The sequence below is a fragment of the Psychrobacter sp. AntiMn-1 genome, assembly GCF_001854065.1.
GTDB lineage: Bacteria > Pseudomonadota > Gammaproteobacteria > Pseudomonadales > Moraxellaceae > Psychrobacter > Psychrobacter pacificensis.
This window is the reverse complement of record NZ_CP012969.1, coordinates 1,058,823-1,084,229: the sequence shown is the minus strand read 5'-3', so window position 1 is coordinate 1,084,229 and position 25,407 is coordinate 1,058,823. Positions and strand designations below refer to the sequence as shown.

The following is a 25,407-nucleotide window of genomic DNA, read 5'->3' as shown; positions in this document are numbered from 1 at the left end:
AGGATTTCAATCACATAGCGCTATATGATCTAAAATCAACGCGCATTGATTTGTACGTAGATGGTGTCTATCGTTTGACTACAAATTATAACAGAACAAATGAGTAGGCGCAGTACTCAGATGCTTATTTTGTTGTGGTCATATATTGCATAAGCGATGCGCTATCTCAGTATATTTATGGCTCAATATAGGATTTAAAAGATGTTATCTTTAGTCACAACTTGCCAAGGGTGTCCATGTGCTAAAAAATGGCAAGTATGCTAAAATCAGGCGATTTATTTTATAGTAGTGGTTAGAGACAGAGCGTCTTTTTGAGACGTTTCAATTTTGCTAGCGGCTTGTTATCAGTCGCGACCATATTAGCAACGACAATCAACCTGTCAGGAACTAGAAAAGTCATGGACATAAATTCATTGTGGCAGACGATCGCTGAGCACCCAGAGTTTTTTGCCATGCTAACTATTCCACCAGTGACGGCATTTGTTACGTGGGTGCATGTATGGATGGCGCTCAAGATGCTGTTTTATCCCATTAAGTTTTGGGGTATTCGTATTCCAAATTTTCCATTTTTTGGGTTACCAGGTATCGGCTGGCAAGGTATCGTCCCACGCAAGGCAGGCAAAATATCAGGGGTTATCGTTGATCAGACATTGTCAAAGCTCGGTTCATTAGATGAATTTTTTCAAGCGATGGAACCTGAGCAAATGGCGCTATTTGTCACTGATACGGTGGACAAAAACCTTGAGCCATTGATTGATGAGATTATGCTGGATCATTCGCCCGCACTGTGGGGCAACTTGCCTTATGCGGTAAAACGCCGCGTCTATGCTCAAGCCCACAAAGAACTGCCTAGTATCATGCAGTCGCTGGTGACAGATTTGACGTATCATGTCGAAGATCTGGTCGATATGCGCAAGATGATCGTCAATACGATGGAGAACGATCGTCGTCTGATGGTCAATATGTTCTTGAAGGTTGGGCAAAAAGAGATCAATTTTATCTGGCACATCAGTGCTTTGATTGGCTTGGTGTTTGGTATTATCCAAATGTTTATATTTTTAGTGGTGCCGCAGCATTGGACGGTGCCATTTTTTGCTGCGATTTGGGGATTTTTGACCAATTGGATTGCGATTTGGATGGTATTTAATCCAATAGAGCCGCATTTTATCCCGTATTTAAAGCTTTTTTCGGTGCAGAGCCGCTTCCCCTTTATCAAGCCAGTCATGCCTCATATCGCAAGGTATCGTCTGCAGGGCGGCTTTATGAAGCGCCAAGAGGAAGTGTCTGAAGTATTTGCTGAGATTGTGGTAAAAGATTTGGTTACCCTTGAGAACATCATGAACGAGATGATGTATGGTGATCGCTCAGCGCAAACTCGTGAGCTGATGAAGTCGCATCTATATACGGTGCTTGAGTCACCAGTTATTAGTACGACATTACGTGTGGGATTGGGCCGCCGTGATTATGGACAGCTCAAAAACACTATTATTGATAAGTCGATTGTGGCGACTATGGTGCCACTGCGAGATCCTGAGCTCAATGAAAGTCGCGCCAGTAAGATTTTTGGTCTGTTTCGCGATAGAATAAGGGCGCTGACGCCCAGCGAGTTTCAGAATTTGCTGCGTCCTGCTTTTCGTGAGGATGAGATGACGCTGATTATCTTGGGTGGTCTGACTGGGTTTTTGGCAGGGTGGTTACATCTGGTATTGGTATTTTTCCCCTCGATGCCATAAGCAATAACACGATAAACAGTATTTTCAAATAGTCAAAAACAGCAATATCTCATACAGTTTGAGTCAATAAAACAATGCAAGGCCAATGATAGGTCAGCATTTTGTATCAATCATTCAGATTGATACGTCACAATGATAGTAGCGGGTTTTAGGTGCTTCTACAGCTATCGAAACCTCAGTTTTTAACCGTAAACTATGACCGCATAAAGGGACTATTTAGCGTTTGCCAGTGGCTAGCGATGCCATCGGTGAACCCTTAATGGTATCCAAGGTAAACAAGGTTAGACCGTATGTTAATCACAGAATTGGGTTATTTTGCCTTGCTGGCCGCTTTTATACTGGCGATTTTGCAGGTGGTACTACCAACCATTGGTGTCATGCGCGACCACGTCGCTTGGCAGCGTCTAGCACCAAGTCTTGCATGGGCGCAATTTGCGGCCATGGTCACATCATTTGCTGCGCTGATGGCAGGCTTTTATTATAATGACTTTAGCCTCGTCTATGTCACTCAGCACTCCAATACGTTACTGCCTTGGTATTATAAGCTATCTGCAACGTGGGGCGGTCATGAAGGGTCATTGCTGCTTTGGATGACCATTATGGCCACTTGGTGTGCGCTGGTGTCTTATTTTAGCCGTGGATTACCGCTGTCCATGCGTGCGCGTGTTCTTGTGATATTGGCAGGCGTGCAGATGATGATGCTAGCGATGTTGATCTTTACCTCATCGCCATTTGATCGTACCTTGCCCAATTTGCCAGTTGATGGCGCGGATCTAAACCCTGTCTTGCAAGATTTTGGTTTGATTATTCATCCGCCGATGCTCTACATGGGCTACGTAGGCATGGTCGTGCCATTTGCTTTTTGCATGGCAGCGTTGTGGGAAGGGCGCTTGGATGCGGTGTGGACACGCTGGTCGCGTCCGTGGGCGCTAGCTGCTTGGGGTTTCTTGACGGTTGGTATCGCACTTGGCTCATGGTGGGCATATTATGAGCTTGGCTGGGGCGGCTGGTGGTTTTGGGATCCAGTAGAGAACGCCTCACTGATGCCATGGCTGGCAGGTACGGCATTGCTACACTCACTTGCGGTCACTGAAAAGCGCGGTGTGTTCAAAGCGTGGACCATCATGCTGGCAATCTTTGCCTTTGCACTTAGTTTGCTAGGCACATTCCTTGTACGTTCAGGGGTGATCACTTCCGTCCATTCATTTGCTGCTGACCCGACGCGTGGTCTAGTAATTCTAGCCATTCTAGGCGTCATTATCGGCGGTGGTCTGCTGATGTTTGCGGTACGTGGTTGGCGCTTGACGGTTGAGAGTCAATATCGACTGATCTCACGCGAGTCATTCTTGGTGATTAATAACGTTATTATTTTGATTTCGACTTTGGTGGTGTTGCTTGGCACGCTATATCCTATTATTGCCGATTCTTTCAATTTAGGTCAGGTATCAGTTGGCCCTCCCTATTTCAACGCGCTATTTGTACCCTTAACGTGGCTTTTGCTCGTGGCAATGGGTATGGGCTCTAATATTCGCTGGAAACAAGACAGCCGCCCATTATTAGGTGCTGGCATGGTTATCGCTGTGAGCAGTCTGGTGTTGGCGGCGATTATTGCCTATTTTACGAGTCCATCAGAGATGCTAAATATTGGCGTCACGTTGGCAGTGAGTTTCTGGGTGCTATTATGGATGGTGATCGATTTTAAAGATAAAACCAAAAATGCACCGAGTCGATTAAACGGATTACGTCAGCTGCGTTTGAGCTATTGGGGTCAACAAATCGCCCATATTGGGGTCATCGTTGCAGTTATTGGGGTGGCATTTACCAGTACGCTCAGTATTGAGCGTGATGTGGCGCTGGGACCAAATGATAGTGTCAATGTCCAAGGGTATGACTTTACCGTAAAAGGTTTCAGTGAAGTAAAAGGCAGTAACTTTGACGCCACACAAGCTGAGGTTACGGTCAGTAAAGACGGTCAAACGGTGACGACGCTACATCCTGAAAAACGTAACTATATTATCAGTATGATGCCGATGACTGAGGCGGCAATCGATGCCAGTCTTATGCGTGATGTGTATGTCGCTCTTGGTGAGCCGATCGCCGAAAACAGCAACGAATGGGCATTTCGTATCTATGTCAAACCGCTCATTCGCTGGATATGGCTAGGTGCGCTGATTATGGCATTTGGTGCATTGCTCAGTATGCTAGACAATCGTTACCGTATTAAGAAAACCAGAACACCTGCGCAAATCGCTGCCAAAAAATCAGGCTTTGCTACGGTGGCAGATTTGGAATCGCAAGCTATCAAGACAGGGGATCAGTAATATGACGACCTCAAACAATGCACCTGATAAACAGGCTCAGCAAAGCAATAAGAATACCAAACGCAAAAAGTCGCTTAAATTAGGTTTTTTGATTCCGCTGGTGATTTTTATTGGTCTGGTTGCCATGCTGTATATGCGCTTGGGCAAACCGACGGATATCGTGACGAACACAGCACTTGAGCGCCCAGTACCGGCTTTTGAGTTGCCGCTATTGTCAGATACCAGTCGTATCATGACCAATGATAACCTGCCTGATGAGCCGTTCTTGATGAATATCTGGGGATCATGGTGTCCTACTTGCATCATCGAGCATCCTTTCTTAATGAAATTGGAGGAGCGCGGTGTCAATTTGGTCGGTGTCAACTATAAAGATGATATTGGGGATGCCTTAGGATATTTGAATAAAGGCGGCGACCCGTTTTCGATGTCTATTCAGGATCTATCGGGGCAGTTTGCTTTAGATTTGGGACTGACTGGCGCGCCTGAGACTTTTGTCGTCGATGGTGAAGGGATTATTCGTCAGCATATTATCGGTGAGGTCAATGAGAGCAACTGGCAAAGCCGTATTGCGCCTTGCTTGATGGTGCTTAATGATGCCAATAATAATGGCGTCAGTTTAGAGCCAAGTCAGGTTGAGGAGGCGTGTCAATGATAGCATATCAAATAAAATCCGTTACGATAAAGTTAGCAAGCTTGCTTATCGCTTGTCTATTCAGTATGGCCAGTTTTGCTGCTATTGATGTCTATGATTTTGACTCTGTACAGCAAGAGGCACAGTATCGTGGTCTTATCGAAGAGCTGCGCTGTCCAAAATGCCAGAACCAAAACCTAGCAGGCTCTGATGCCCCAATTGCCCAAGACTTAAAGCAAAAAACCTACGATTTGGTCAAAGATGGTCGTAGCGATGGTGAGATTCGTGCCTATATGCAGGAACGTTATGGCGACTTTATCAGCTATAAGCCACCAGTGCGTCCTTCAACATGGATCTTATGGTTTTTCCCACCATTATTGCTCATCATCTTGTTAGTAGGTTGGTTTTGGCAAAGTAAACGACGTCAGCTTGTTGCCAGTGGTGCAAGCGGCATGACAGCAGATAATACCGCTGAGGCGCTATCTGTTGCCGAAAAAGCGGAGCTTGAGCGCTTATTGTCACGTGCTGATAATAAAGACGTTCACGATATTACAAGCCTTGGGGGCAAAAAATGACCATATTTTCTACGGTTGGCTTATTTATTGCGCTGAGCTTACTGACCGCCTTATTGCTTGCTGTTATAGCTATCAAACCATGGTTGAGAGCACCGCGTACGCATAGTAAGCCTTTGGACAATCAGCTATTAGGTATCAACGTTGCTGTATTTCGTGAGCGCTTAGCAGAGCTGAAAACAGATAAAGACAGTGGCATCATTGATGAGCATCACTATCAAAACCAAAAACTTGAGCTTGAACGCCAGCTTTTGGATGCTCAGCGTGAAGTCGCACCTATGGTCACGCCTGGTATCAAAAGCCGATTGATCATTGTCTTTTGGGTACCTGTGCTGTCTGCCATGGCGTACTTGATGGTTGGAGATCGCACGCCTGTTTTTGAGCTTTGGGCAAGCGAAGACAAAGTAGGTCAAGTGGCGGATGACTTATTAACTGGCAAGATTGACCAGCCACCTGCTTGGGCGATTGAAGATGGCAATCAGCTGATTAGTGCCATGCAGACCAACGTCTATCGCCATGCGTACGATTACAATCGTTGGATGCGCCTATCAGAGTTGTTCTTATCATTAGAGGCGACCGATTCAGCACTAGAGGCCTTATCACGTGCTTATCGTTTGTCACCTGATAATGAAGAGATTGCGATTACTTACGCGCAGATTAATTTCTTTGCTAATAAGGGTCAGCTAGACGAAAATAGTCGCCGAGTGCTAGAAACTGTATTGGCCAAAAACCCACAGCATGAAGGCGCGCAAATGCTCATGGCCATGGGTGAGGCGCGAGCAAATAACTTTGATCAAGCACAAGGTTGGATCAAACGCTTGCGTGACAGTATCTCAGCTAAACCAGGCGACCATACGCAGGCGCTATCCAGTCTAGATGAGCTCAGTGCCAATGTGACCATGCAGCAGCAACAAGCGTCTGAGGGCATTGAGGTGACCGTCAAGATTAATTCAAGCCTACTGCCATTGATCAAAGCCGATGACGTGCTGTTTGTGGCGATTCGTGATGTGAATGGTGGCCCGCCATTTGCTGCCAAGCGTTTGCCAATTAGTGCGATTAAGCAGGGCGAGGCTACTATTAGCCTAAGCGATATTGATGCGATGATGCCAGAGCGTACCCTAAGATCAGCCCGTTCTGATAAGGTTGAGTTGGCTGTTATTGCGCGTATTAGTCACAGCGGCACAGCTATCGCAGAGTCAGGAGACTTATCAGGTAATCCTGTTGTGATTCGTGCCGACCAAAATCAGGCCAATGTAGAAATCAATCAACAAATCCCCTAGTATTATGGCTGGTTATTGTAAGTATTTTTCATATAAATGCTGTTGACTACAAAAGGCTTAACAGTGTTATATGGAAAGATAAGTCATGGCAACTTATGACCCTAATTAGAAAAAAACTTGAGGTTTGTCAGGTCACAAGGTAAGGTGTCTTGGCAATCAGTTAATCCCTAAGTTGTAGTAATCCCAAAATCACATTGAATTCAGGAGAGTCGTGTAATGATGCGTATTATTTTGCTAGGTCCACCAGGCGCCGGTAAAGGTACTCAAGCCCAGTTTATTTCTCAGGAATATGATATTCCGCAGATATCGACGGGTGACATGCTACGTGCTGCTATCAAAGAAGGCAGCGAGCTTGGCAAAAAAGCCAAAGATATCATGAATGCTGGTGGTCTGGTTTCTGATGACCTCATTATCAATCTCGTAAAAGAGCGTATTGCAAAGCCTGATTGTGCCAACGGGTGTATCTTTGATGGTTTTCCACGTACGATTCCTCAAGCGCAAGCCCTTGCCGATGCTGATGTTGCCATCGATCACGTGGTAGAGATTAGTGTGCCCGATGATGAGATCGTTAATCGTCTGTCTGGTCGTCGTCAACATCCAGGTTCAGGCCGTGTATATCATGTGCAGCACAACCCACCAAAGGTTGAGGGCATAGATGACGTAACGGGCGAAGCACTTATCCAGCGTGAAGACGATCAAGAAGCGACCATTCGCGACCGTCTGTCGACTTACCATGAGCAAACCTCTGCATTGGTTGGTTTTTATCAAGAAAAAGCCGCCGAGGGCGCAGATTCACCAAACTACGATAAGTTTGATGGCACGCAAGATATCGAAGAGGTTAAGCAGCAGATTTTGTCTGCGTTAAAAGGCTAATGTTCGATTTTAGCTAATTAATTTAGCCAGTCGATGTGGTCGTTGAAGACCCTGTTTAATAGCAGGGTTTTTTTATGGCTAATATTTATATATTGGATAATTTTATCTTCTATAAAAAGCATTCAGCATATTGCTGACTCATGATTGAAAATCACCCACAAAAAAACCGCTTACTCATTATAAGTAAACGGTTTTCTCATCAAAATATATGACGCAATAGGCTCATATACCTTCAAGTATCCCTTACGCATTACCTTGGGCATCAACTTGTGCTTGTTGCTGGCTTTGCGCGTACGCTTGATCAAAGTTGACAGGGGCTAGTAGCAATTGCGGGAAGCTACCGCGCGTTACAATGTCGCTGATGACTTCACGGGCATATGGAAACAGCACGTTAGGGCAGTATGCACCCAAGATTTGACCGATTTGATCTTCTGGGATGTCTTTTAACAAGAAGATACCTGCTTGATGTACTTCAGCGATAAATGCCGCTTCTTCAGCATTTTTTGCCGTGACGCTAACGGTTAGGACGATTTGGTAATGATCGTCATCTAATTTTTCAGCATTGCTAGACAAATTGATATCAAGCTCTGGGTTCCACTCTTTGGTGAATACGCTTGCGCCTGGTACTTCAAGTGACATATCTTTTACATAGATACGCTCTAGTGCCAATTGTGGTTGTGCTTGTTCTTCAGCCATGATAAATCCTCTAAAATTAAATCAAATAATGGGTCAAACTACGATTTTAAAAAAGCATTGTAATATAAACCAAGATCAAATCTCGATGTTTTTTATGGTTACGTCTCACTATGGCTTTTGAGTCTGCCACTGTCCATCTTCAAACCAATAAAGACAGACAGTAAAGCAAGGTAGCAGATTAACCCGCTAATAGCTCGTCAAGTTTGCCTTGCTGGTTCATTTGGTTGAGCTCATCAAAGCCACCTACAAAGGTTTCACCAACGAAAATTTGTGGCACAGTGCGATAGTTATTGGTTTTTTTCATCAGCGCTTGACGATCTTCACTACTCATGTCATGCATGCTGATTTCTTCGTAATCAACGCCTTTGGTTTTTAGTAGTTGTTTGGCGTTTGAGCAGTATGGGCAGATAGGGGTCGTATAAACTTTAACAGATACAGTCATGGTAAATCCTTATTTATAAATTTATGAGATAACAAACTTATTATAGATAGCCTGATAAATTATCATAGTCTAAGTATTGATAGAATCTGTTATCAATGAGTAAAGTGCACATGTATTCAACTGTGCTCATTACTACAGTGGGGATGAGCATGACAAATTCAAGCCGTCTTAGTTTAAAACCCTCAGTAGCAGTATAAACAGGATATAAAAAAAGACACCTATTGCTAAGGTGTCTTTTTATTTTGCTATCGTTAATCGGATGCTTTTTTTAGTCAGAAGCTATATTTTAGCCAATCTATTATTTGCTTAAACTAGGCTTGGTCTTAGCTTTGTTTTTTGATTTAGCGTCTTTTACACCAACCAATGGCATACCAGCGCCTTGCCAGCCGCCAATACCGCCCTCTAAGCGATAAACACTGTCTTTACCAATCATCTGAATCGCAGCGCCTGCTTGCACACCCATATCGCAGATAATAATCACTGGCTGCTCAATCGCACGAATCTCTGCTAAGCGCTCTTTGAGATCAGTGAACGGGATGTTGCGGCTGCCTTGAATATAGCCTGATTCAAACTTCTTCTTGGCGCGAATATCGATCAGCTGCGCGTTTTGAGAGTTGACCATCATGCCAAGGGTGTTGGGCGATATTTTTCTACCGCTACGTTTGTTTTCAATGGTAAAAAACAGGATAGCAAGTACGGCTAATATACCAAATAAAAACGGGTGGTTGCCCACAAATTCCAGCGCACGATCCAAACCATACCTCCAAAAAAATAGGTGTTCTATTGAGCTGAGAAAAGCCAGCCCAATGATAGTGAACAAGGCGCTATTATACCGATAAGGTCATCTATAGTAAACGGGCGATGACACGGTCAATAATCAATCTATCATTTTGCCTTTGAAATGACGTTAATTGGGCTTAATAAGGCTTAGTATCAGCTTCCTCTCGTAGCGTCACGAGATTTTCAACGCGGCGCTGTAATACGGTACCGTCAGCCACGGCTTGCCACAGCGCGCAGCCTTTGCTGTTATGGGTGTGACGACAGTCACGGAATTGGCAACTGCCAGCTAGTGGTGCCAGCTCAATAAAGCCTGAGATGATATCGTCAGGTGTGAGGTGCCAAATGCCATACTCGCGAATACCTGGTGTATCGACGATACCACCTTGCGTCAAATCCTCGGGGTTAAATGGTAACAATCGGCTTGTCGTTGTCGTATGCTGACCAAGCTTAGAGTTTTGTGAGATGATATTGACGCTTTGACCAGACTCGGGAAGTAGGGCGTTAATAAGGCTGCTTTTGCCAACACCAGACTGCCCTGCAAAGATGACCAGCTTTTTATCTATGTAGCGTTTTAGCTCATCGAGGCCTTCTTGCTCGTCACTTTCGGCGATATTTTCAGGGCAATCGACCGACGTCAGGACGCTCTCATAACCGAGCGCAGCATATTGTGCCAATAATTCACTCGTATCGACGCCGTTTTCTTGTGCCAACAGATCGGCTTTGTTGAGGACGAGCAGTGGTTTGACGCCCGCGTGATGGCAGACGACCAGATAGCGATCGATCAAAGTAGGAGCGGCGGCAGGCAATGGCGCAAAGACGATGGCCAGAATATCAACATTGGCGGCAACAGGTTTGAGCTTATGATAACGGTCAGGGCGAGAGACCAATGACGTACGCGGTTTGACGGCTTCGATACGGCCAAAGCCTGTGTTGGAGTCGGCACTCCAACGCACTTGGTCACCAGCGGCTAGCATCGGCAAGTTAGTGCGTACATGGCAGCGCCAAATATCGCCGAGCTCAAGCGCTTGCCAAAATGGCTCTGGATCATCAGGCGCAATCTCTGGCTGCTCAGGTATCACTGCAGGTAGACTTGTTACCTGTACTTCTAGTTGCTTACCGTAATGCGCCATGACCACGCCATCCATCAAGCTGTCATCGATGCTGTCTTGACTTAACAATTGCTGTTTGTCGATGCGACGAATCTGTTGTTTGGTCAGTTTGCGTTGCCGGATTAATGCCATGGGTTTTAACCTATTATAAAAATATTGCTAAGTGTAGCGTGAAAATTTGCTAACATACAGCCTAAAGCGTCCGTGGCAGATAGTGGTTTTGTAATATCAGGGCTGATTTGGCACTGTTAAATCCCATGTCCTCATCTTGTCACCGTAGATAAAACGGCACTTTTTATATAAAAACTTGCTCCAAACATTATTGACCATAGGATATTTTATGACTACCGCCGACCATCCCAATAAAATCAAGATCAAAAATCAAGGCAAAAAAGGGCTGGTGTGGATTGATTTAGAAATGACCGGACTTGATACCTTAAACGATGAGATTATCGAGATTGCCACTGTCGTGACTGACGAAGATTTGAATGTGCTTGCTGAAGGGCCTGTGTTTGCGATCAAGGTATCGGATCAAGTCTTAAATAAGATGGATGACTGGAATACCAAGCAACATGGTCAGTCAGGATTGGTCGACCGTGTGCGTCGTAGCACGGTGACATTGGCGGAAGCGGAAGCTGAAACCATCAAGTTTCTGAGTAAATGGGTCGATAGTGGCAAATCGCCAATGTGTGGCAACTCTATTTGTCAAGATCGCCGCTTTATGGCGCGCCAAATGCCAGAGCTTGAGCGCTTCTTTCATTATCGCAACCTTGATGTATCGTCAATTAAAGAGCTGTGTTTCCGCTGGCGTCCTGATATTCTAAAGAACTTTGAAAAAGGGGGCAGTCATTTGGCCTTAGACGATATTCGCGACTCTATTCGTGAGCTAAAGCATTATCGTCAGCATTTCTTTAAATTGATGGATTTAAATAGCGAGCGATAAGCAGTTCAAGATTGTAGTAAAGGTAAAAAGGGTCTGTTGAACGATCAACAGACCCTTTTTATATCGAAGAAATATTGTTTAGATGCGTTGTCTAAAACGCCATTCAGCGAATAAAAAATTCAAACTCAAATAATCCAAACTCAGCATCATCACTGCTTAAATTATTACTATTCAAACGGTCATCTAAATGCTGGTCATCTGTCACTACCCCAATCACAGCGCTTACTTTCGGCTGGCGAGTGTCTTTATCTAGCAAGCGCCAATCACCAAGCACGTAGCGTTTTTTATCAGCGGTGATGTGATGAATATCTGGACGATGCGTATGTCCGTGCAATAAAGCATCGCTGTCAGTAATGGCTTGACGTACGGCCTCATCATTCACATCCATGATATAAGCCGCTTTAGTAGCATTGTTCTGCTGGCTTTTTTTGCGCATGTTGTCTGCGATGGCTAAGCGTTTCTCTAACGACTTATTAAGCAGATACCACTGAGTTAGGCGGTTGCGCATAATTTTACGAAAGAGTTGATATTTCTTATCATCGGTACAGAGTGCGTCACCGTGCTCTAAACGGTAACTCTGTTGACCAACAGTCAAAGTATACGGCTCGCTTATCAGCTCACCACCGAACAGATTGCAAAACGGCTGTCCTAACAAAAAATCACGGTTGCCGTGCATGACTAATATTTCACAGCCATTGATACGTAGCTGTTTTAGCTTTGCAATCAATGGGGTTAGCCAATGCGCCATTTGCTCGTCTTCTGACCTTTTTTCTTTTAATAGGGATAAATACATATCATCACCCAGCCATACCTCAAACCAGTCGCCCAATATAAAGAGGCGTTTGAGCGCGGGCAGAGCAAGACAGTCATCGAGCAGCGCCAAAAAAGCCTGCACTAAGGCAGGCTCCTGAGGCGATAAATGCAAATCGCTAATCAATACTTGCCGCACTTGATGAGGGCGGGTCGTTATCAGATGATTAAACGTTTGCATTTATCATAATCCTTGTCGTCTATTGTCAGACTATCAGTAACACTTACTTATCACGACCTACTGAGAAACGATGGTCGCAGAGTTGATCACAACTGGCTCTTTTGGCACATCAGCATGCATACCGAAACGACCAGTTGGGACGCCTTTCATTTTTTCGATCACATCCATACCGCTGGTGACTTTACCAAATACAGTGTAACCCCAACCTTGCATGTTTTTGCCAGTGTGGTTTAGGAAATCATTGTCTTTTACGTTGATGAAGAATTGGCTAGTTGCTGAATGTGGATCTTGGGTACGCGCCATGGCGATAGTACCTTTGTCGTTTTTTAAACCATTGTCCGCTTCATTTTCGATAGGCGCGTTGGTTGGTTTTTCGTTCATCTCAGCGTCCATTCCGCCGCCTTGAATCATGAAACCATCAATAATGCGATGGAAAATCGTACCGTCATACTGACCAGATTTTACGTAGTTCAAAAAGTTTTCTACGGTCTTTGGCGCTTTTTCTTCGTTGAGTTCGATAACGATCGCACCCATATTGGTGTCAAGTTCTACTACTGGTGGCATGTCTACCATGGGATATTCCTTTTTGATTGCAGCGCCTTAAATGACGCTGTCAAGTGGTGGTTAAAAGTTGGTTGTTAAAAAGTTACGGGTAGTCTAACGGCTTTTTTATCCCGTGTCATGTATCAGGCTGTTAATGCGTTTGCAAAAGCTGATAGAATAACGCAACTTTAGCCATTTTTGATCAGCTTTGACAAATTGTGATAATGCGGACGCGTTATCTGAGTTTTTATATCCCAATTTATTTTAATAATTTATTTTGAACGTTTTGTGATGCGTGATGGCACGTATCACAAATTGACAATTTGCGTTAGGAGCAATATCCGATGAGTGAGCACTCAAGCAACAATGCACAAAAAGACGAAGTAAAAAACGACTTTATTCGTAATATCATTCGTGACGATGTCAATGCGCAAAGATACCAGCAAATTGTCACACGTTTTCCGCCTGAGCCAAATGGCTACTTGCACTTAGGTCACGTAAAATCTATCTGCCTAAACTTTGGTGTGGCCAAAGAGTTCGGCGGGGTGTGTAACCTGCGTTTTGATGACACCAACCCAACTGCAGAAAAACAAGATTATATTGACAATATCGAAAATGATGTGAAGTGGCTCGGTTTTGAGTGGGCAGGCGAGGCGTATCACGCGTCAAGTTATTTTGATCAGCTACATGCATGGGCAATACAGTTGATTGAGCAAGGCGATGCCTATGTCGATTTGCAAACGCCTGAGCAGATTCGCGACAACCGTGGTTCATTCAATGAAGCGGGAACGCCATCTCCGCAGCGTGATGCTAGTGTCGAGGAAAACCTAGCGCTGTTCAATGATATGAAAGACGGTAAGTACGCTGAAGGTAAGGCGGTATTGCGCGCCAAGATCGATATGGCAAGCCCAAATATGAACCTGCGTGACCCTGTCATTTACCGTGTGATGCACCAATCTCATCATCAGACTGGTGATAAATGGTGCATTTATCCAATGTATGACTTTGCGCATCCACTCTCTGATGCGCTCGAAGGTATTACCCATTCACTATGTACGCTTGAGTTTGAAGACCATCGTCCATTCTATGATTGGGTCATCGCCAAGATCGGCTTTGACGTGCCGCCGCATCAGTACGAGTTTAGCCGCTTAAATGTGGATCATACATTGACCAGTAAGCGTAAGCTTAAGCAGCTCGTTGATGAAGGTATCGTGAGTGGTTGGGACGATCCCCGTATGCCGACTATCGCTGGTATGCGCCGCCGTGGTTATACGCCAGCGGGCTTGCGTGACTTTTGTGAGCGTGTGGGCGTGACCAAAGCCGATAGCGTGGTTGATTTCCGTTTACTAGAGTTTAGCGTTCGTCAATCGTTAGAGACGACTACTGGTCGCGGCATGGCGGTACTAAAGCCATTAAAAGTGACGATTACTAACTTTAGCGAGGCGGTTAGTAGCTGGGAGTCGCAAAAAGCCGATAGTGTTAATGCGCGTTTTGACGATGCCACGCAGACCCTTTGGTTGACGCAGCCGAACCATCCTAACGTCGATATGGGTGAGCGTGAGATTCCGTTTACCGAGACTTTGTATATCGATCAAGGTGATTACGAGATTGAACCGCCAGCAGGCTACAAGCGTCTGTCTCCAGAAAAGCCAGAGATTCGTTTGCGTAACACTTACGTGCTAGCCGTCACTGAGCATATCACTGATGAAAATGGCAATGTTGTTGAGTTAAAAGCGACAATTGATCCCGCAACGCTAGGCAACAATCCTGAAGGCCGTAAGGTGAAAGGGGTGATTCATTGGGTATCAGCCAGTCAAGGTGTACCAGCGACCGTGCGCATGTATGAGCAGCTATTCAGTGCTGAAGACCCAAGTGGCGTCGCTGATGTCCATCAAGCACTAAACCCGGACTCGCTCACTGAGCTGGATGCTGTCGTTGAGCCATCTTTAGCCCATGCTGATGCTGGTACGCGTTTCCAGTTTGAGCGTGAAGGGTACTTTATCACCGATAGTGAAGATCATAGCACGGATAAGCCAGTCTTTAACCAAATCGTTAGCTTGCGCGATAGTTATAAGCCAGCTTAATGCATAGCCTTTGAGCTTGCCCTTAGGGCTTAACGTCAAATTATTATGTCAAATCATTGTTCTTTTATACTCACCCATCTCTAGTGCGCTAGGGGTGGGTTTTTTATGAACTTTGCTTGTGGGATACAGGCATGGTAGTTTAATGCGCTATGCTACCTATATACTGGTTTATTTAGTGATAAATGGAATAAACGCATTACAATCCTTCACAAGACATTCATAACCAGTTTGGTACTATAAAGTGAGTTTTATTGATGCACTAGACGGGATAAGCAAATGATCAAACCGTCTCGCACATTGCAATAATCGGTTTATAATAATAGTGCGCATAAGACAGTAAGCTCAGCGCTCATCATTCATATAAATAAGGAATTTAGTATGGCACATTTACGTTTAGGCGACACCGCACCAAACTTTGATGCAAGCACCACAGAGGGTGATATTAATTTTTATGATTGGGCGGGTGATAGCTGGGTGGTATTGTTTTCGCATCCTGCCGACTATACGCCAGTTTGTACTACTGAGCTTGGCCGCACCGCTGCATTGGGCGGTGAGTTCCAAAAACGCAATGTCAAGCCGATTGCTTTGTCAGTGGACGGCTTAGAAGATCACAAAGGCTGGGTCAGCGACATCGAAGAGACACAAGGCGCTGCGGTGAAATTCCCTATCATTGCAGACTCTGATCGCACGGTTGCGGATTTGTATGATATGATTCACCCAAATGCTGATAACACCGCGACAGTTCGCAGCGTGTTTATCATTGATCCAAATAAAAAGGTGCGTCTAACACTGACGTATCCGGCCAGCTGTGGTCGTAACTTCGATGAAATTATCCGTGTTATTGATGCGCTACAACTATCGGATGAATATAACATCGCGACGCCTGTAGATTGGAAGGACGGTGATGACGTAATCATTCCACCAAGTGTCAAAAACGAAGATATTGCTGCCAAATACCCAAAAGGTCATAAAGAAATCAAGCCGTACCTACGTACGACCCCAGCCCCTAATAAATAACTGGACTGGTTGCATAAATATGATTAAATAAAGCCCCGTGACTTAAAGTTATGGGGCTTTTGCTATTTTTACCTCATGAGTAATAAGCCTTTGCCATGACGGTCAGAGTAGGCTATAACTATGGTATGGAGTATCAATAGATAGGGTGCTCATTAGTGCCACCATCATAATAAGGCGTATCAGCGCTAAATTTCTATTCAATCATTCTTACAAGGAGTTCATCATGAAAAAATTATACGTCACCCGTATAGCACCCAACCCGCGCAAAGCCCTTATTTTATTGGCATCAAAAGGGATTGATGTTGATGATATGGATGACATTGATGTGATTGATATTGATTTTGCCAAAAATGAGCAGATGTCAGACGAATTTACCAAAATAAATCCGATGCAGACAGTGCCTGTCTTAACACTAGACGATGGCACCGTGCTCAATGACTCACAAGCAGTCTGCGAGTATCTGGATCGCGTCTATGGTGAGCGTTCTGTTATGGGCAATGACGTGATACAGCGTGCCCAAGTGTGCTCGATGCGCCGTATTGCTGAGTTTGAGGTGATGTATAATTTAATGCTAGCGTTTCAGCACAGTCATCCGTCTAAAGCCCAGCGTGTTGAACAAGTGCCAGAATTTGTTGCGCCATCAATTGCCCGTGCTGTCAAAGCCATGGAGTATTTTGAGACAATCCTAGAAGGTCGTGAGTATCTGGTGGGTGAGCAGCTAAGCTTTGCAGATATCGTGCTATATTTGGGCTTAGATTTTGGTAAAGTGCTCAAAGTTGATCCGAATGAGCAAGGCAAAAACCTAGCCCGTTTTTATCAAATGATGAACGAGCGCTTTAGTATCAAAAACATGGCTAAAGCTAAGCCTGCGGAAATCAATGATTAGATAAAGAGATACATCGCAAGTTCTATTGTTTTTAGATGCTTGCTCATTAAAGATAATATCGGGGATAGCTAATATGTATTAGCTATCCTTTTTTTGTCCATGAAATTAACGACATTAGATAGCAGAGTAATAAAAGAATTTCAAACATAATAAAAATCAACATTTTATTACATAAGCTAATAATGCTCGGTCTATAGTGGTTAATTTAACGTGATTATAATAACGATATTCCAGAACAGTTAATTAAATGTTTTTTCAAAACATGCAAGACCAGAAAGTATATAGAAATAAGTAATCGAGAAAATTGATATACGCTTACTAAGAGGTTCGTAATATGGTAGGTAGAGCCAAAAAATCAGCACTGACAACGTTTTTATTGCCAAGTATTGTGGCGGTGAGCCTCATACTAGGCGCTTGTCAAAAAGAAAACACGGCTCACGACAATGAAGGATCAGGTATCTCCAATACCGGTGAAAAAATAGACTCACTAGCGATTGAGGATAGGGCCTCGGATACCAACTCAGCAACTACTGAATCTGGCTCGACGACATTTACTCCCGAAGAAAAGCTGATGAATACTTTGTCTCGTCATCGTTGGAGCTTGGTTAGGGCAACGGATGCCAATGAGCAGCCTATAAGTGAGCTTACAGATATCGATGGTCAGGGGACTCTGGTATTTAATCCAGAAACACTTATCTATAGTGTCGGTTGTAATACAATAAGCGCTGCTTATCAGCTGCAAGGACATACATTGAGTATCGAGGAAGGAATGAGCACCAAAATGTCTTGTAGCGATCTTGATATGGCAGAAAATAAATTGTATGCATTGATGCTAGGAAATAGTGAGTTAAAAATAGAGCAAGGTGACAGCCCAGTATTGACTCAGTTTACCAACGATAATGTCACTTTGGTATGGAGTGGCAAACTCACACCTCAAGCGAAATACAATAGTAAGGGCGAGACGGTATTTTGGGCAGTGAATGCCAAAGAAGTCAATTGTGATATGAATGGTGAAAAGCAGTGTCTCCAAGTTAGGCCCGTCACTTACAACGACCAAGGTGTCAAAGTTCGTGAAGGGAAGTGGAGAGTATTTGCGGGAGAAATAGATGGATACCAGCATGACGGTATGCACGAAGAAGTACTAAGATTGCAGCGCTACCGATTAGAGACTAACGAATTAATAGAGTCAGATGAGACAACAGAAAATGATAATGATGATGAAAAGTATGCATATGTACTCGATGCTGTCATTGAAAGTGCAGTTGTAGAGTAGTCCGCTATAATTTCGTCTTGCAAATGATAAAGTGACAGTGCTGGTACTCATAAAAAAACACGCATCGAATAGCGTGTTTTTTTATTGTCTCACTATTTTAATGCCTATTGGTTTTAAAGCTTGTCTGCTTTAACGCCTATCTTTAACGCAAGTTACCCAAATCTTCTTCGGTCAAACGCCAACGACCTTTTTTCTTAGAGCCACCGCGTCCTCGCATAGAGCTATTAAGTAGTATTTTATTCATAGAATGGCTTGAGTGCGCATGACAAATAGCACAGGCAAGACCATCGGCTGCATCCTGCTGTGGTACGACTTCTAACTGTAGTATGCGGCAAACCATCTCCTGCACTTGCTCTTTAGCAGCAGCACCATAGCCGCACACCGCTTGTTTGATCTGCCGAGCAGTATACTCTGACACTTCTAAATCCAAGGCGACCATCGCTGCAATAGCCGCGCCTCGTGCTTGCCCAAGCTTGAGTGCAGAATCAGGGTTTTCTGCCATAAAGACTTGTTCAATCGCCGTATAGATAGGCTCGTCAGCGTATTTTAAATGATGCTGCGTAATGCGGGTCAATCCATTAAAAATACGCTTAAGGCGTTCAGGCATCTCTTTGGTATCTGTGCGAATCGTGCCTGCATCGATATAAGTGAGCTTATCACCCGTCTGCTGGACTATTCCATAACCCGTCATGCGTGACCCTGGGTCGATCCCGATAATAATTGCCATAGTATTCCGTCTTGCTTACATTTTGTTTTATGGCTTAAAAATCAGCCGTAAGTTTGATAGTATAGCAACCAATCCCCATATACATCATATGTTAGCCATTTTAATTTGCATGGCGCTCAATTTATTGGTTTTTATTTTATAGGACGACACTTTATGGGTCAGATAGTTGGTATAGCCATCGTTTGGTTTATTATCGAGATGCTACTGTGGTATTTGCTTGCTCAATTCATGAGCGGCTGGTGGGTATTCATGTGGTTTATTGTCGCAGCAGTGATCGGTATTTCTCTTGTGCGTAAAGGTATGGCTTCTTTGAATCCAATGGCTCAGCAGATGAAAGCAGGTGGTATGATGAATCCTGCAATGCGTCCACCAGAGTCTACCATGATTAAGAGCATAGCCATGGCAGTCGCGGGTATCTTGCTACTTATTCCAGGTGTGTTGAGTGATGTGCTCGCACTACTCGTGATCTTGCCACCAGTACAAAAGAAACTCAAGGACTTTGCCAATAACTATGTCATGAACAATCAGCAAAAAATGATGGAAATGATGGCAAAACAGATGGGTGGTCAAATGGGCGGCCAAAATCCATTTGGTGGAATGGGTGGTCAGAATCCATTCGGTGGCGTAGGCGGTATGAATAACCAAAATCCATTTGGTCAGCAACAGCAAAACCCGTTTGGTGACGTATTTAAACAGCATACGACTGTTGATGGTACGGCCAAAAACATCCCTAAAGATGTGAAAAAAATTACCAAATCTGCTAATGACGAGTAACGATGATTTAGTCATTCATTAGGCATAGAAAAAGCCCCTTTCGCTAATAACGAAAGGGGCTTTTTGGTGGCAGTAAATACATTAATTATAAAGAACATATTTACAAACCGAATAAAACAACCGAAGTGCCGCTGTAAGATGGTGACCCATGAACCGTGAAGTTCAGGGCGGATGCGTCATCCTCTCTGCAGGTTTCCTGATACACCGCAAGCGGTGCAGGCATACACAATGAGACGATAGGTACCACATCCTGGTAAAGCATTATCGGCTCAGGGAATAAACATCTACTAGCCAACACTTCAGAATAGACTCATCTTAACCAATGAGATGAATGATTGCAAGTAGGATTTACAGATTGATACGCAGTATTGTTACCTAGTATCTGTGGTAGGTTTTGAGCTTTTGATAACGATACAAACCCCATCATTTTTTAGTGAAAAATTGTCAGTTTTTCAGCTATTTTAAGATATGTGTTAATATATAGGGCTTTCCATACCCTAACATAGCATTGAAGGCGTTCATTCACTCGAGGAGCGGTAATATATGACCAGTACCCAGCAAGCATCAGAATCTATTGGCGACAATCAGGCGCAGCAGCTCAGCAGTAAGCAAGAAGACGGCGCACAGAATAAAAAAACGCCGCATGTCTTAATGATATTAGACGGCTTTGGTTATCGTGAAGAAGATAAAGATAACGCCATTGCTGCGGCAAATATGCCAAATCTAGATAGGATTTACCAAAAATACCCTCATGGACTGATTTCTGCTTCAGGAGAAGATGTGGGTCTGCCAGATGGTCAGTTTGGTAACTCAGAAGTTGGCCACATGAATTTGGGTGCTGGCCGTGTTCTTTATCAAGACTCGACTCGCATCTCAAATGAGCTTGCCAATCGCGAATTCTACAAAAACGAAGCATTGGTTGACGCAGTAAAAGCGGCCAATGAGCTTGGCGGCAACGTACATATTATGGGTCTGCTCTCTGATGGCGGTGTTCACTCACATCAAGACCATATCGAGGGTATGTGTCATTCAGCATTGGTTCATGGTGCCAAAAACGTCTTTATCCATTGCTTCTTAGACGGCCGTGATACCCCGCCTAAATCTGCAGATAAATACATCAATCGTTTGCGCGATTATATCGATAAATTGAATGCTCATTATGAAGGCGGGCGCGTACAGATTGCCAGCATTATTGGTCGCTACTATGCAATGGATCGCGATAACCGCTGGGATCGCGTACAAAAAGCTTATGAGCTGATCACTGAAGGTAAGGCAGATCGCTTGTCGACACGTGCGGACGGTGCTGTCCAAGCGGCTTATAAGGCACGTGAGACTGACGAATTTATCAGCCCGACGACTGTCATCGGACGTGATGAGGTGCCTTATACCGTCGAAGACAATGATGCGCTGATATTTATGAACTTCCGTGCCGACCGTGCCCGTGAGCTTGCCCAAGCCTTTGTTTTACCTGATCATGAGTTTTCAGGTTTTGCCCGTCAAAAGCAGCCAAAACTTGCCGCCTTTGTGATGTTGACCAAGTATTCTGATGTATTGGCGGATAATCCAAAAACCAGCATCGCTTACTATCCAACGTCTTTGGCCAATACCTTGGGAGAGTATCTGCAGGATCAAGGTAAAACACAGCTACGTATCGCGGAAACTGAGAAGTATGCGCATGTGACGTTTTTCTTCAGTGGTGGCCGTGAAGAAGAGTATGAAGGCGAAACGCGTATCCTAGTACCTTCTCCAGATGTTGCCACTTATGATTTGAAGCCTGAGATGAGCGCGCCTGAAGTGACGGATAAATTAGTAGAAGCGATTGAATCTGGCCAATATGATGTGCTCGTTGTCAATTATGCCAATGGAGATATGGTAGGTCATACAGGGGTTTTCGATGCTGCGGTAAAGGCGGTCGAAGCGTTGGATGTCTGTGTAGGCCGTGTCGAGTCGGCAGTAAAAGCGGCTGGCGGCGATATGCTGATCACAGCTGATCACGGTAACTGTGAGCAAATGCAAGACTACGAAAGTGGTCAAGTACATACTCAGCATACGACAGAGCATGTACCGCTGATTTACGTAGGCACACAAAAACTACAGGTACGTCGTGGCGGTAAGCTCAGTGATGTGGCACCGACTATTTTGGCACTAATGAATGTTGATGCACCCACCGAAATGACTGGTGAGAGTTTATTGGTTTCAGCATCTTAAGCCAGTTGACTCAGATTATCCGTACATCGGATAATCTGTAAAGACATGGCTTGTTAGATGAATGATATAAACTAGAAAAGGGAGGGGTAGCTATTACCTTTCCCTTTTTTTATGATGGATTTTGCTTGATGAGTTGCAAAACTGCCCTAGTTTGAGAGAGGCCTTTGGTGTTAACTTATACGGTAATACATAACAATAACTTTATACATTCTATTATTTAAATGAGTTTTTTATGCATCCTATCTCTTTTGTGTGCGCATCTTTGTCTAAACAATTAGGCCAACGAGTGATGAAGTCGTCGCTAGCGACCATTATGTCCAAACCCGTATACTTCAAGTTTATAGGCTTTAAGCTCAGTCTAGCAATAGGTTTGCTTGGATTGTGTGTTGTCAGTATGGACGCGCAAGCAGCAGTGCCCTCAGTCGATGATGCTAGTCCGACATCAAGCCTACAGCTTATCAGTTTGAATGCCGATGATATAGTGGCTGAAGATGATACTGAGATGCTGAATGCTGCCGACGAATCATATGACTCAATAGACAGTATGCCAGACGAGAGTGCGGTAATGGACGATGATGATAATATCGATACCAGTATTCCATCAGAGGTTGCGCAAGTATCATTGAATGCAATTTCTCCTCAGACATTAAAGACCTTTGTTGCTGTTGTTGATTTAGTGCGCCGTCAGTATGTTGACGCGGTCAATGATGAGGAGTTATTTAATAATGCAATGAGCGGTATGTTAACTAAGCTCGATAGCCATGCTGAGTTTTTGGATGCGGAGGCCTATGAAAACCTACGTGCTTTTACCGAAGGGGACGTAGGTGATATCGGTATCCAAGTTACTTATGAGCCAGAGGTAGGCTATTGGATCATCACAGAAGTTATTGATGATTCGCCTGCAGATAAAAAAGGCATCGCAGTGGGCGATTATTTACACCAAGTTGGTGAATTCAAACTTGACGAAAATCGGCAAAGTAATGACGTTGAGCAGCTATTAACAGGGATTGCTGGTACCCAAGTAGATATCATCACTTCTAAAGCGGGTCGCCGTAAGCATACAACGACATTGCAGCGGAATAACAGTCACCCTCAAATTGTCGAGACAAAACTCGTCGATGGCATTGCGATTGTTAAACTACCTGCATTCCAGAACAATAGCCGTGAAAAGCTGTTGGAAGGTTTGATTAATTTAGATGCACCTATCTCAGGTATTTTACTTGATTTGCGTGACAATCCGGGCGGTGTTCTTACATCGGCGGTGAGCGTTGCCAGTTTATTTATGAATGATACCGATGTGGTACAAGTACAAGCACGTCAAGACGAATCGCGCGTACTAACCACCCAAGGGGATGCGATACTTAAGCCTCTACCTATGGTTGTTCTACAAAATCGCTACTCGGCATCAGCGGCAGAGGTTTTGGCCAGTAGTTTACAGGCACAAAAACGCGCTACTATCATCGGTGAAGTAAGCTATGGTAAAGGCTCAGTACAGTCAGTCATACCACTCAATGACGAGCAAGCAGTCAAGTTGACAGTAGCTAACTATATGACAGCATCAGGCAGGCAGATCGATGTCATCGGCGTTGAGCCTGACATTACTTTGTCAGGAAGTGAGAGCTCATGGGAGCAGCAGGCGCTGGATTTATTAAAACCCCGCGCGCTCGATTCTGGCATCCGCTTCATTCGAAAAACTACTGCAAATTAGTATATTGTTGATAGATTTAACAATATACCGTCAGACAGCCATTGAATCTCTGAAATAAAAATCCAATGGCCCGATAGAAGACTTACTCAGATTGATCTTCTGCAATTTCTAGCTTTTTCATACGATAACGTAATGAGCGAAAAGTCGTCCCAAGTAGTTCTGCTGCTTGGGTTTTGTTCCAGCCAGTTTGTTTGAGGGCTGTGATGATTAATTGCTTTTCTTGTTCCTGTAGATAATGCTCCAACCCTTGGGCTGGCAATTGATCATCAAGCGGTTCTTGCAGGCTTGTAGTCTCATTCTCTTTTGGTTGAATAGGACGATGGAGGGGTACTTTCTCATTCGTATCACTTGAGCTGGTTGATGGTTCTGTATTATTGGGCACTGAGCGCTGTATCATTGAAGGGTAGTGTTGGGTATTAGTACGATAAGGGTGCAAGTTGGTTGTTTCTTGCTTGTGCTTTACAGCCGTTATCTCACTGTCAGATTGAAGAGTCTGTTCACGGTTTTCTATTGCTTTAGACATTGTTTGGGTAGTTGGTTGAGATTGGTTTTGCTCATTTGCGTAATGGTTAGATTGTTGCGCATTGCTGTGAGCTTGCGTATCTTTAAGGTCGTGACTAACATCAGGTAGGCCTAAATGACTGATATCAATGTCCGAAGTTTCCGCCAACGTCACCGCACGCTCAAGTAAATTACGTAGTTCACGAACGTTACCGGCAAAGTCATGACGCTGCAAACGTTCGCTGGCTTCACGCGTGAGAGATGGGGGTATTTCTAGCTGCCACTCAGCAGAAATCATGGCTAAAAAATGCTCTGCTAATACAGGGATGTCATCACGTCGATCATTCAATGTCGGTAGCTTAAGCTCAATCACATTGATACGATAATACAAATCTTGTCGAAATGCGCCATCCTGTACCAAGCGGCTCAAATCTTTATGAGTAGCGGATAAAATGCGGATGTCTACTGGTACTTCTTTGGTGTCACCAATAGCCCTCACGGTCTTTTCTTGAATAGCACGCAACAGCTTCACCTGCATCGCTAATGGTAAGTCTGCCACCTCATCTAAAAATAAAGTACCGCCATTGGCTTGCTGAAACAATCCCTGCTTGTCAGCCACAGCCCCTGTAAAACTGCCTTTTTTATGACCAAAAAACTCTGACTCCATCAGCTCAGAAGGTATTGCACCGCAGTTTACTGGTACAAAGCTGCCATCTCGTCGCGGACTTAAATCATGAATCAGTCTAGCGACGACCTCTTTACCTGTACCAGACGCACCAGATAAAAAAACAGGCGCTTGTGAGCGTGCCAATTTTAATATGGTGTTTTTAAGAGGGTGCATGACCGCAGAATCACCGATTAGCCTAGCGTCCAGCATCTTTTGCTCAGGTGAGGATTCAGGCGTGGCTTGTGCCCCATTATCCTGATGAATAACCTTTAGAGCGTTTTCTACCAATTGACGTAATCTTGGTAGCTCAAGTGGTTTATTGACAAAGTCAAAAGCACCAAGCTTCAGTGCTTCAATGGCCAGATCCATACTTCCATGAGCAGTGATGACGGCTATCGGTGTATTCGAGCTGTTGCTGATTTCTTTGACCAGCTCCAACCCTGAGCCGTCAGGTAGTTTCAAGTCAGTGAGGCAAAAATCATAAGTATTGTCTTGCCAGTATGATCTTGCTTGCGCCAAAGTATAGGCCACATCACTTTTGATGCCCATTTTAGTCAAAGTGATTTGCATCAATCGGCATAGATCCACTTCGTCATCAACGACTAGCGCGCTTGTTGTCATACATTATCTCGTCAAATTCAATGGCTG

General features: G+C 44.3%; 22 protein-coding genes and 1 other RNA gene. 14 read left to right on the top strand and 9 right to left on the bottom strand.

Going from position 1 to position 25,407, the window contains the following annotated elements:
- Positions 1–398: 398 nt before the first annotated feature.
- From AOT82_RS04455 to adk, 6 genes are all read left to right on the top strand, one after another.
- Positions 399–1,733, top strand: a complete 1,335-nt coding sequence (locus AOT82_RS04455) for a hypothetical protein (protein WP_071001980.1) — start codon at positions 399–401, stop codon at positions 1,731–1,733.
- Positions 1,734–2,023: 290 nt separating this feature from the next.
- Positions 2,024–4,054: a heme lyase CcmF/NrfE family subunit gene (locus tag AOT82_RS04450; RefSeq protein WP_071001979.1), complete on the top strand. Its 2,031-nt coding sequence runs from the start codon at positions 2,024–2,026 to the stop codon at positions 4,052–4,054.
- A gap of 1 nt (position 4,055) precedes the next feature.
- Complete coding sequence (locus tag AOT82_RS04445; protein WP_083328848.1) at positions 4,056–4,706, top strand: DsbE family thiol:disulfide interchange protein; 651 nt, start codon at positions 4,056–4,058, stop codon at positions 4,704–4,706.
- A 65-nt stretch (positions 4,707–4,771) separates the two neighbouring features.
- On the top strand, positions 4,772–5,260 hold the full coding sequence (locus AOT82_RS04440; RefSeq protein WP_379542903.1) for a cytochrome c-type biogenesis protein: 489 nt from the start codon (positions 4,772–4,774) through the stop codon (positions 5,258–5,260).
- On the top strand, positions 5,257–6,537 hold the full coding sequence (gene ccmI / locus AOT82_RS04435; protein WP_071001978.1) for a c-type cytochrome biogenesis protein CcmI: 1,281 nt from the start codon (positions 5,257–5,259) through the stop codon (positions 6,535–6,537). Before AOT82_RS04440 ends, ccmI begins: the two co-directional genes overlap by 4 nt.
- Before the next feature lie 216 nt (positions 6,538–6,753).
- The gene (gene adk / locus AOT82_RS04430) at positions 6,754–7,410 is read left to right on the top strand and encodes an adenylate kinase (RefSeq protein ID WP_071001977.1); all 657 of its coding nucleotides are present in this window, start codon (positions 6,754–6,756) and stop codon (positions 7,408–7,410) included.
- A gap of 243 nt (positions 7,411–7,653) precedes the next feature.
- On the opposite strand, the gene secB is transcribed toward adk, so the two are convergent.
- The 4 genes from secB to rsgA all read right to left on the bottom strand — a co-directional run bounded on the left by secB (position 7,654) and on the right by rsgA (position 10,569).
- Entirely contained in the window at positions 7,654–8,106 is a 453-nt protein-coding gene (secB, locus tag AOT82_RS04425) for a protein-export chaperone SecB (RefSeq protein WP_058025921.1), read from the bottom strand.
- Positions 8,107–8,284: 178 nt separating this feature from the next.
- Positions 8,285–8,548, bottom strand: a complete 264-nt coding sequence (gene grxC, locus AOT82_RS04420; protein ID WP_058025920.1) for a glutaredoxin 3 — start codon at positions 8,546–8,548, stop codon at positions 8,285–8,287.
- 298 nt (positions 8,549–8,846) lie between these two features.
- Positions 8,847–9,302, bottom strand: coding sequence for a rhodanese-like domain-containing protein (locus AOT82_RS04415; protein ID WP_058025919.1), 456 nt, complete (start codon positions 9,300–9,302; stop codon positions 8,847–8,849).
- Positions 9,303–9,465: 163 nt separating this feature from the next.
- Positions 9,466–10,569 (bottom strand): ribosome small subunit-dependent GTPase A, encoded by a 1,104-nt coding sequence (gene rsgA / locus AOT82_RS04410; RefSeq protein ID WP_071001976.1) that lies wholly within the window; start codon positions 10,567–10,569, stop codon positions 9,466–9,468.
- A 208-nt stretch (positions 10,570–10,777) separates the two neighbouring features.
- Between rsgA and orn the strand changes: the two genes are divergently transcribed.
- The gene (gene orn, locus AOT82_RS04405) at positions 10,778–11,380 is read left to right on the top strand and encodes an oligoribonuclease (protein WP_071001975.1); all 603 of its coding nucleotides are present in this window, start codon (positions 10,778–10,780) and stop codon (positions 11,378–11,380) included.
- A gap of 103 nt (positions 11,381–11,483) precedes the next feature.
- Here orn and AOT82_RS04400 read toward each other — a convergent pair whose 3' ends face one another.
- Both AOT82_RS04400 and AOT82_RS04395 read right to left on the bottom strand, forming a co-directional pair.
- Positions 11,484–12,371 carry a UDP-2,3-diacylglucosamine diphosphatase gene (locus AOT82_RS04400; RefSeq protein ID WP_071001974.1) on the bottom strand — a complete coding sequence of 296 codons (888 nt, stop codon included), beginning with the start codon at positions 12,369–12,371 and terminating at the stop codon, positions 11,484–11,486.
- Between the two features lie 57 nt (positions 12,372–12,428).
- Positions 12,429–12,944, bottom strand: a complete 516-nt coding sequence (locus AOT82_RS04395) for a peptidylprolyl isomerase (protein ID WP_071001973.1) — start codon at positions 12,942–12,944, stop codon at positions 12,429–12,431.
- 314 nt (positions 12,945–13,258) lie between these two features.
- Here AOT82_RS04395 and AOT82_RS04390 point away from each other — a divergent pair, with 314 nt between their 5' ends.
- The 4 genes from AOT82_RS04390 (at position 13,259) to AOT82_RS04375 (ending at position 18,174) form a co-directional block, all read left to right on the top strand.
- Positions 13,259–14,998: a glutamine--tRNA ligase/YqeY domain fusion protein gene (locus AOT82_RS04390; protein WP_071001972.1), complete on the top strand. Its 1,740-nt coding sequence runs from the start codon at positions 13,259–13,261 to the stop codon at positions 14,996–14,998.
- Between the two features lie 378 nt (positions 14,999–15,376).
- Positions 15,377–16,015, top strand: a complete 639-nt coding sequence (locus AOT82_RS04385; protein ID WP_071001971.1) for a peroxiredoxin — start codon at positions 15,377–15,379, stop codon at positions 16,013–16,015.
- 223 nt (positions 16,016–16,238) lie between these two features.
- Positions 16,239–16,901: a glutathione S-transferase family protein gene (locus AOT82_RS04380; RefSeq protein WP_071001970.1), complete on the top strand. Its 663-nt coding sequence runs from the start codon at positions 16,239–16,241 to the stop codon at positions 16,899–16,901.
- A gap of 334 nt (positions 16,902–17,235) precedes the next feature.
- Positions 17,236–18,174, top strand: coding sequence for an META domain-containing protein (locus tag AOT82_RS04375; RefSeq protein ID WP_071001969.1), 939 nt, complete (start codon positions 17,236–17,238; stop codon positions 18,172–18,174).
- Between the two features lie 142 nt (positions 18,175–18,316).
- Here AOT82_RS04375 and ruvC read toward each other — a convergent pair whose 3' ends face one another.
- Positions 18,317–18,901: a crossover junction endodeoxyribonuclease RuvC gene (gene ruvC, locus AOT82_RS04370; RefSeq protein ID WP_071001968.1), complete on the bottom strand. Its 585-nt coding sequence runs from the start codon at positions 18,899–18,901 to the stop codon at positions 18,317–18,319.
- A 153-nt stretch (positions 18,902–19,054) separates the two neighbouring features.
- On the opposite strand from ruvC, the gene AOT82_RS04365 reads away from it, so the two are divergent.
- Entirely contained in the window at positions 19,055–19,675 is a 621-nt protein-coding gene (locus AOT82_RS04365) for an FxsA family protein (RefSeq protein WP_071001967.1), read from the top strand.
- A gap of 113 nt (positions 19,676–19,788) precedes the next feature.
- Here the strand turns inward: AOT82_RS04365 and ssrS are convergent.
- A non-coding RNA gene (ssrS, locus tag AOT82_RS04360) (6S RNA) lies at positions 19,789–19,984 on the bottom strand.
- 234 nt (positions 19,985–20,218) lie between these two features.
- Here ssrS and gpmI point away from each other — a divergent pair.
- Positions 20,219–21,883 (top strand): 2,3-bisphosphoglycerate-independent phosphoglycerate mutase, encoded by a 1,665-nt coding sequence (gpmI, locus tag AOT82_RS04355; RefSeq protein ID WP_083328846.1) that lies wholly within the window; start codon positions 20,219–20,221, stop codon positions 21,881–21,883.
- A gap of 313 nt (positions 21,884–22,196) precedes the next feature.
- A complete protein-coding gene (locus AOT82_RS04350; RefSeq protein WP_071003653.1) occupies positions 22,197–23,591 on the top strand; it encodes a S41 family peptidase in 1,395 nt (464 codons plus the stop codon).
- Positions 23,592–23,673: 82 nt separating this feature from the next.
- Here the strand turns inward: AOT82_RS04350 and AOT82_RS04345 are convergent, their stop codons facing one another.
- Entirely contained in the window at positions 23,674–25,380 is a 1,707-nt protein-coding gene (locus AOT82_RS04345; protein ID WP_071001966.1) for a sigma-54-dependent transcriptional regulator, read from the bottom strand.
- Positions 25,381–25,407: the final 27 nt, after the last annotated feature.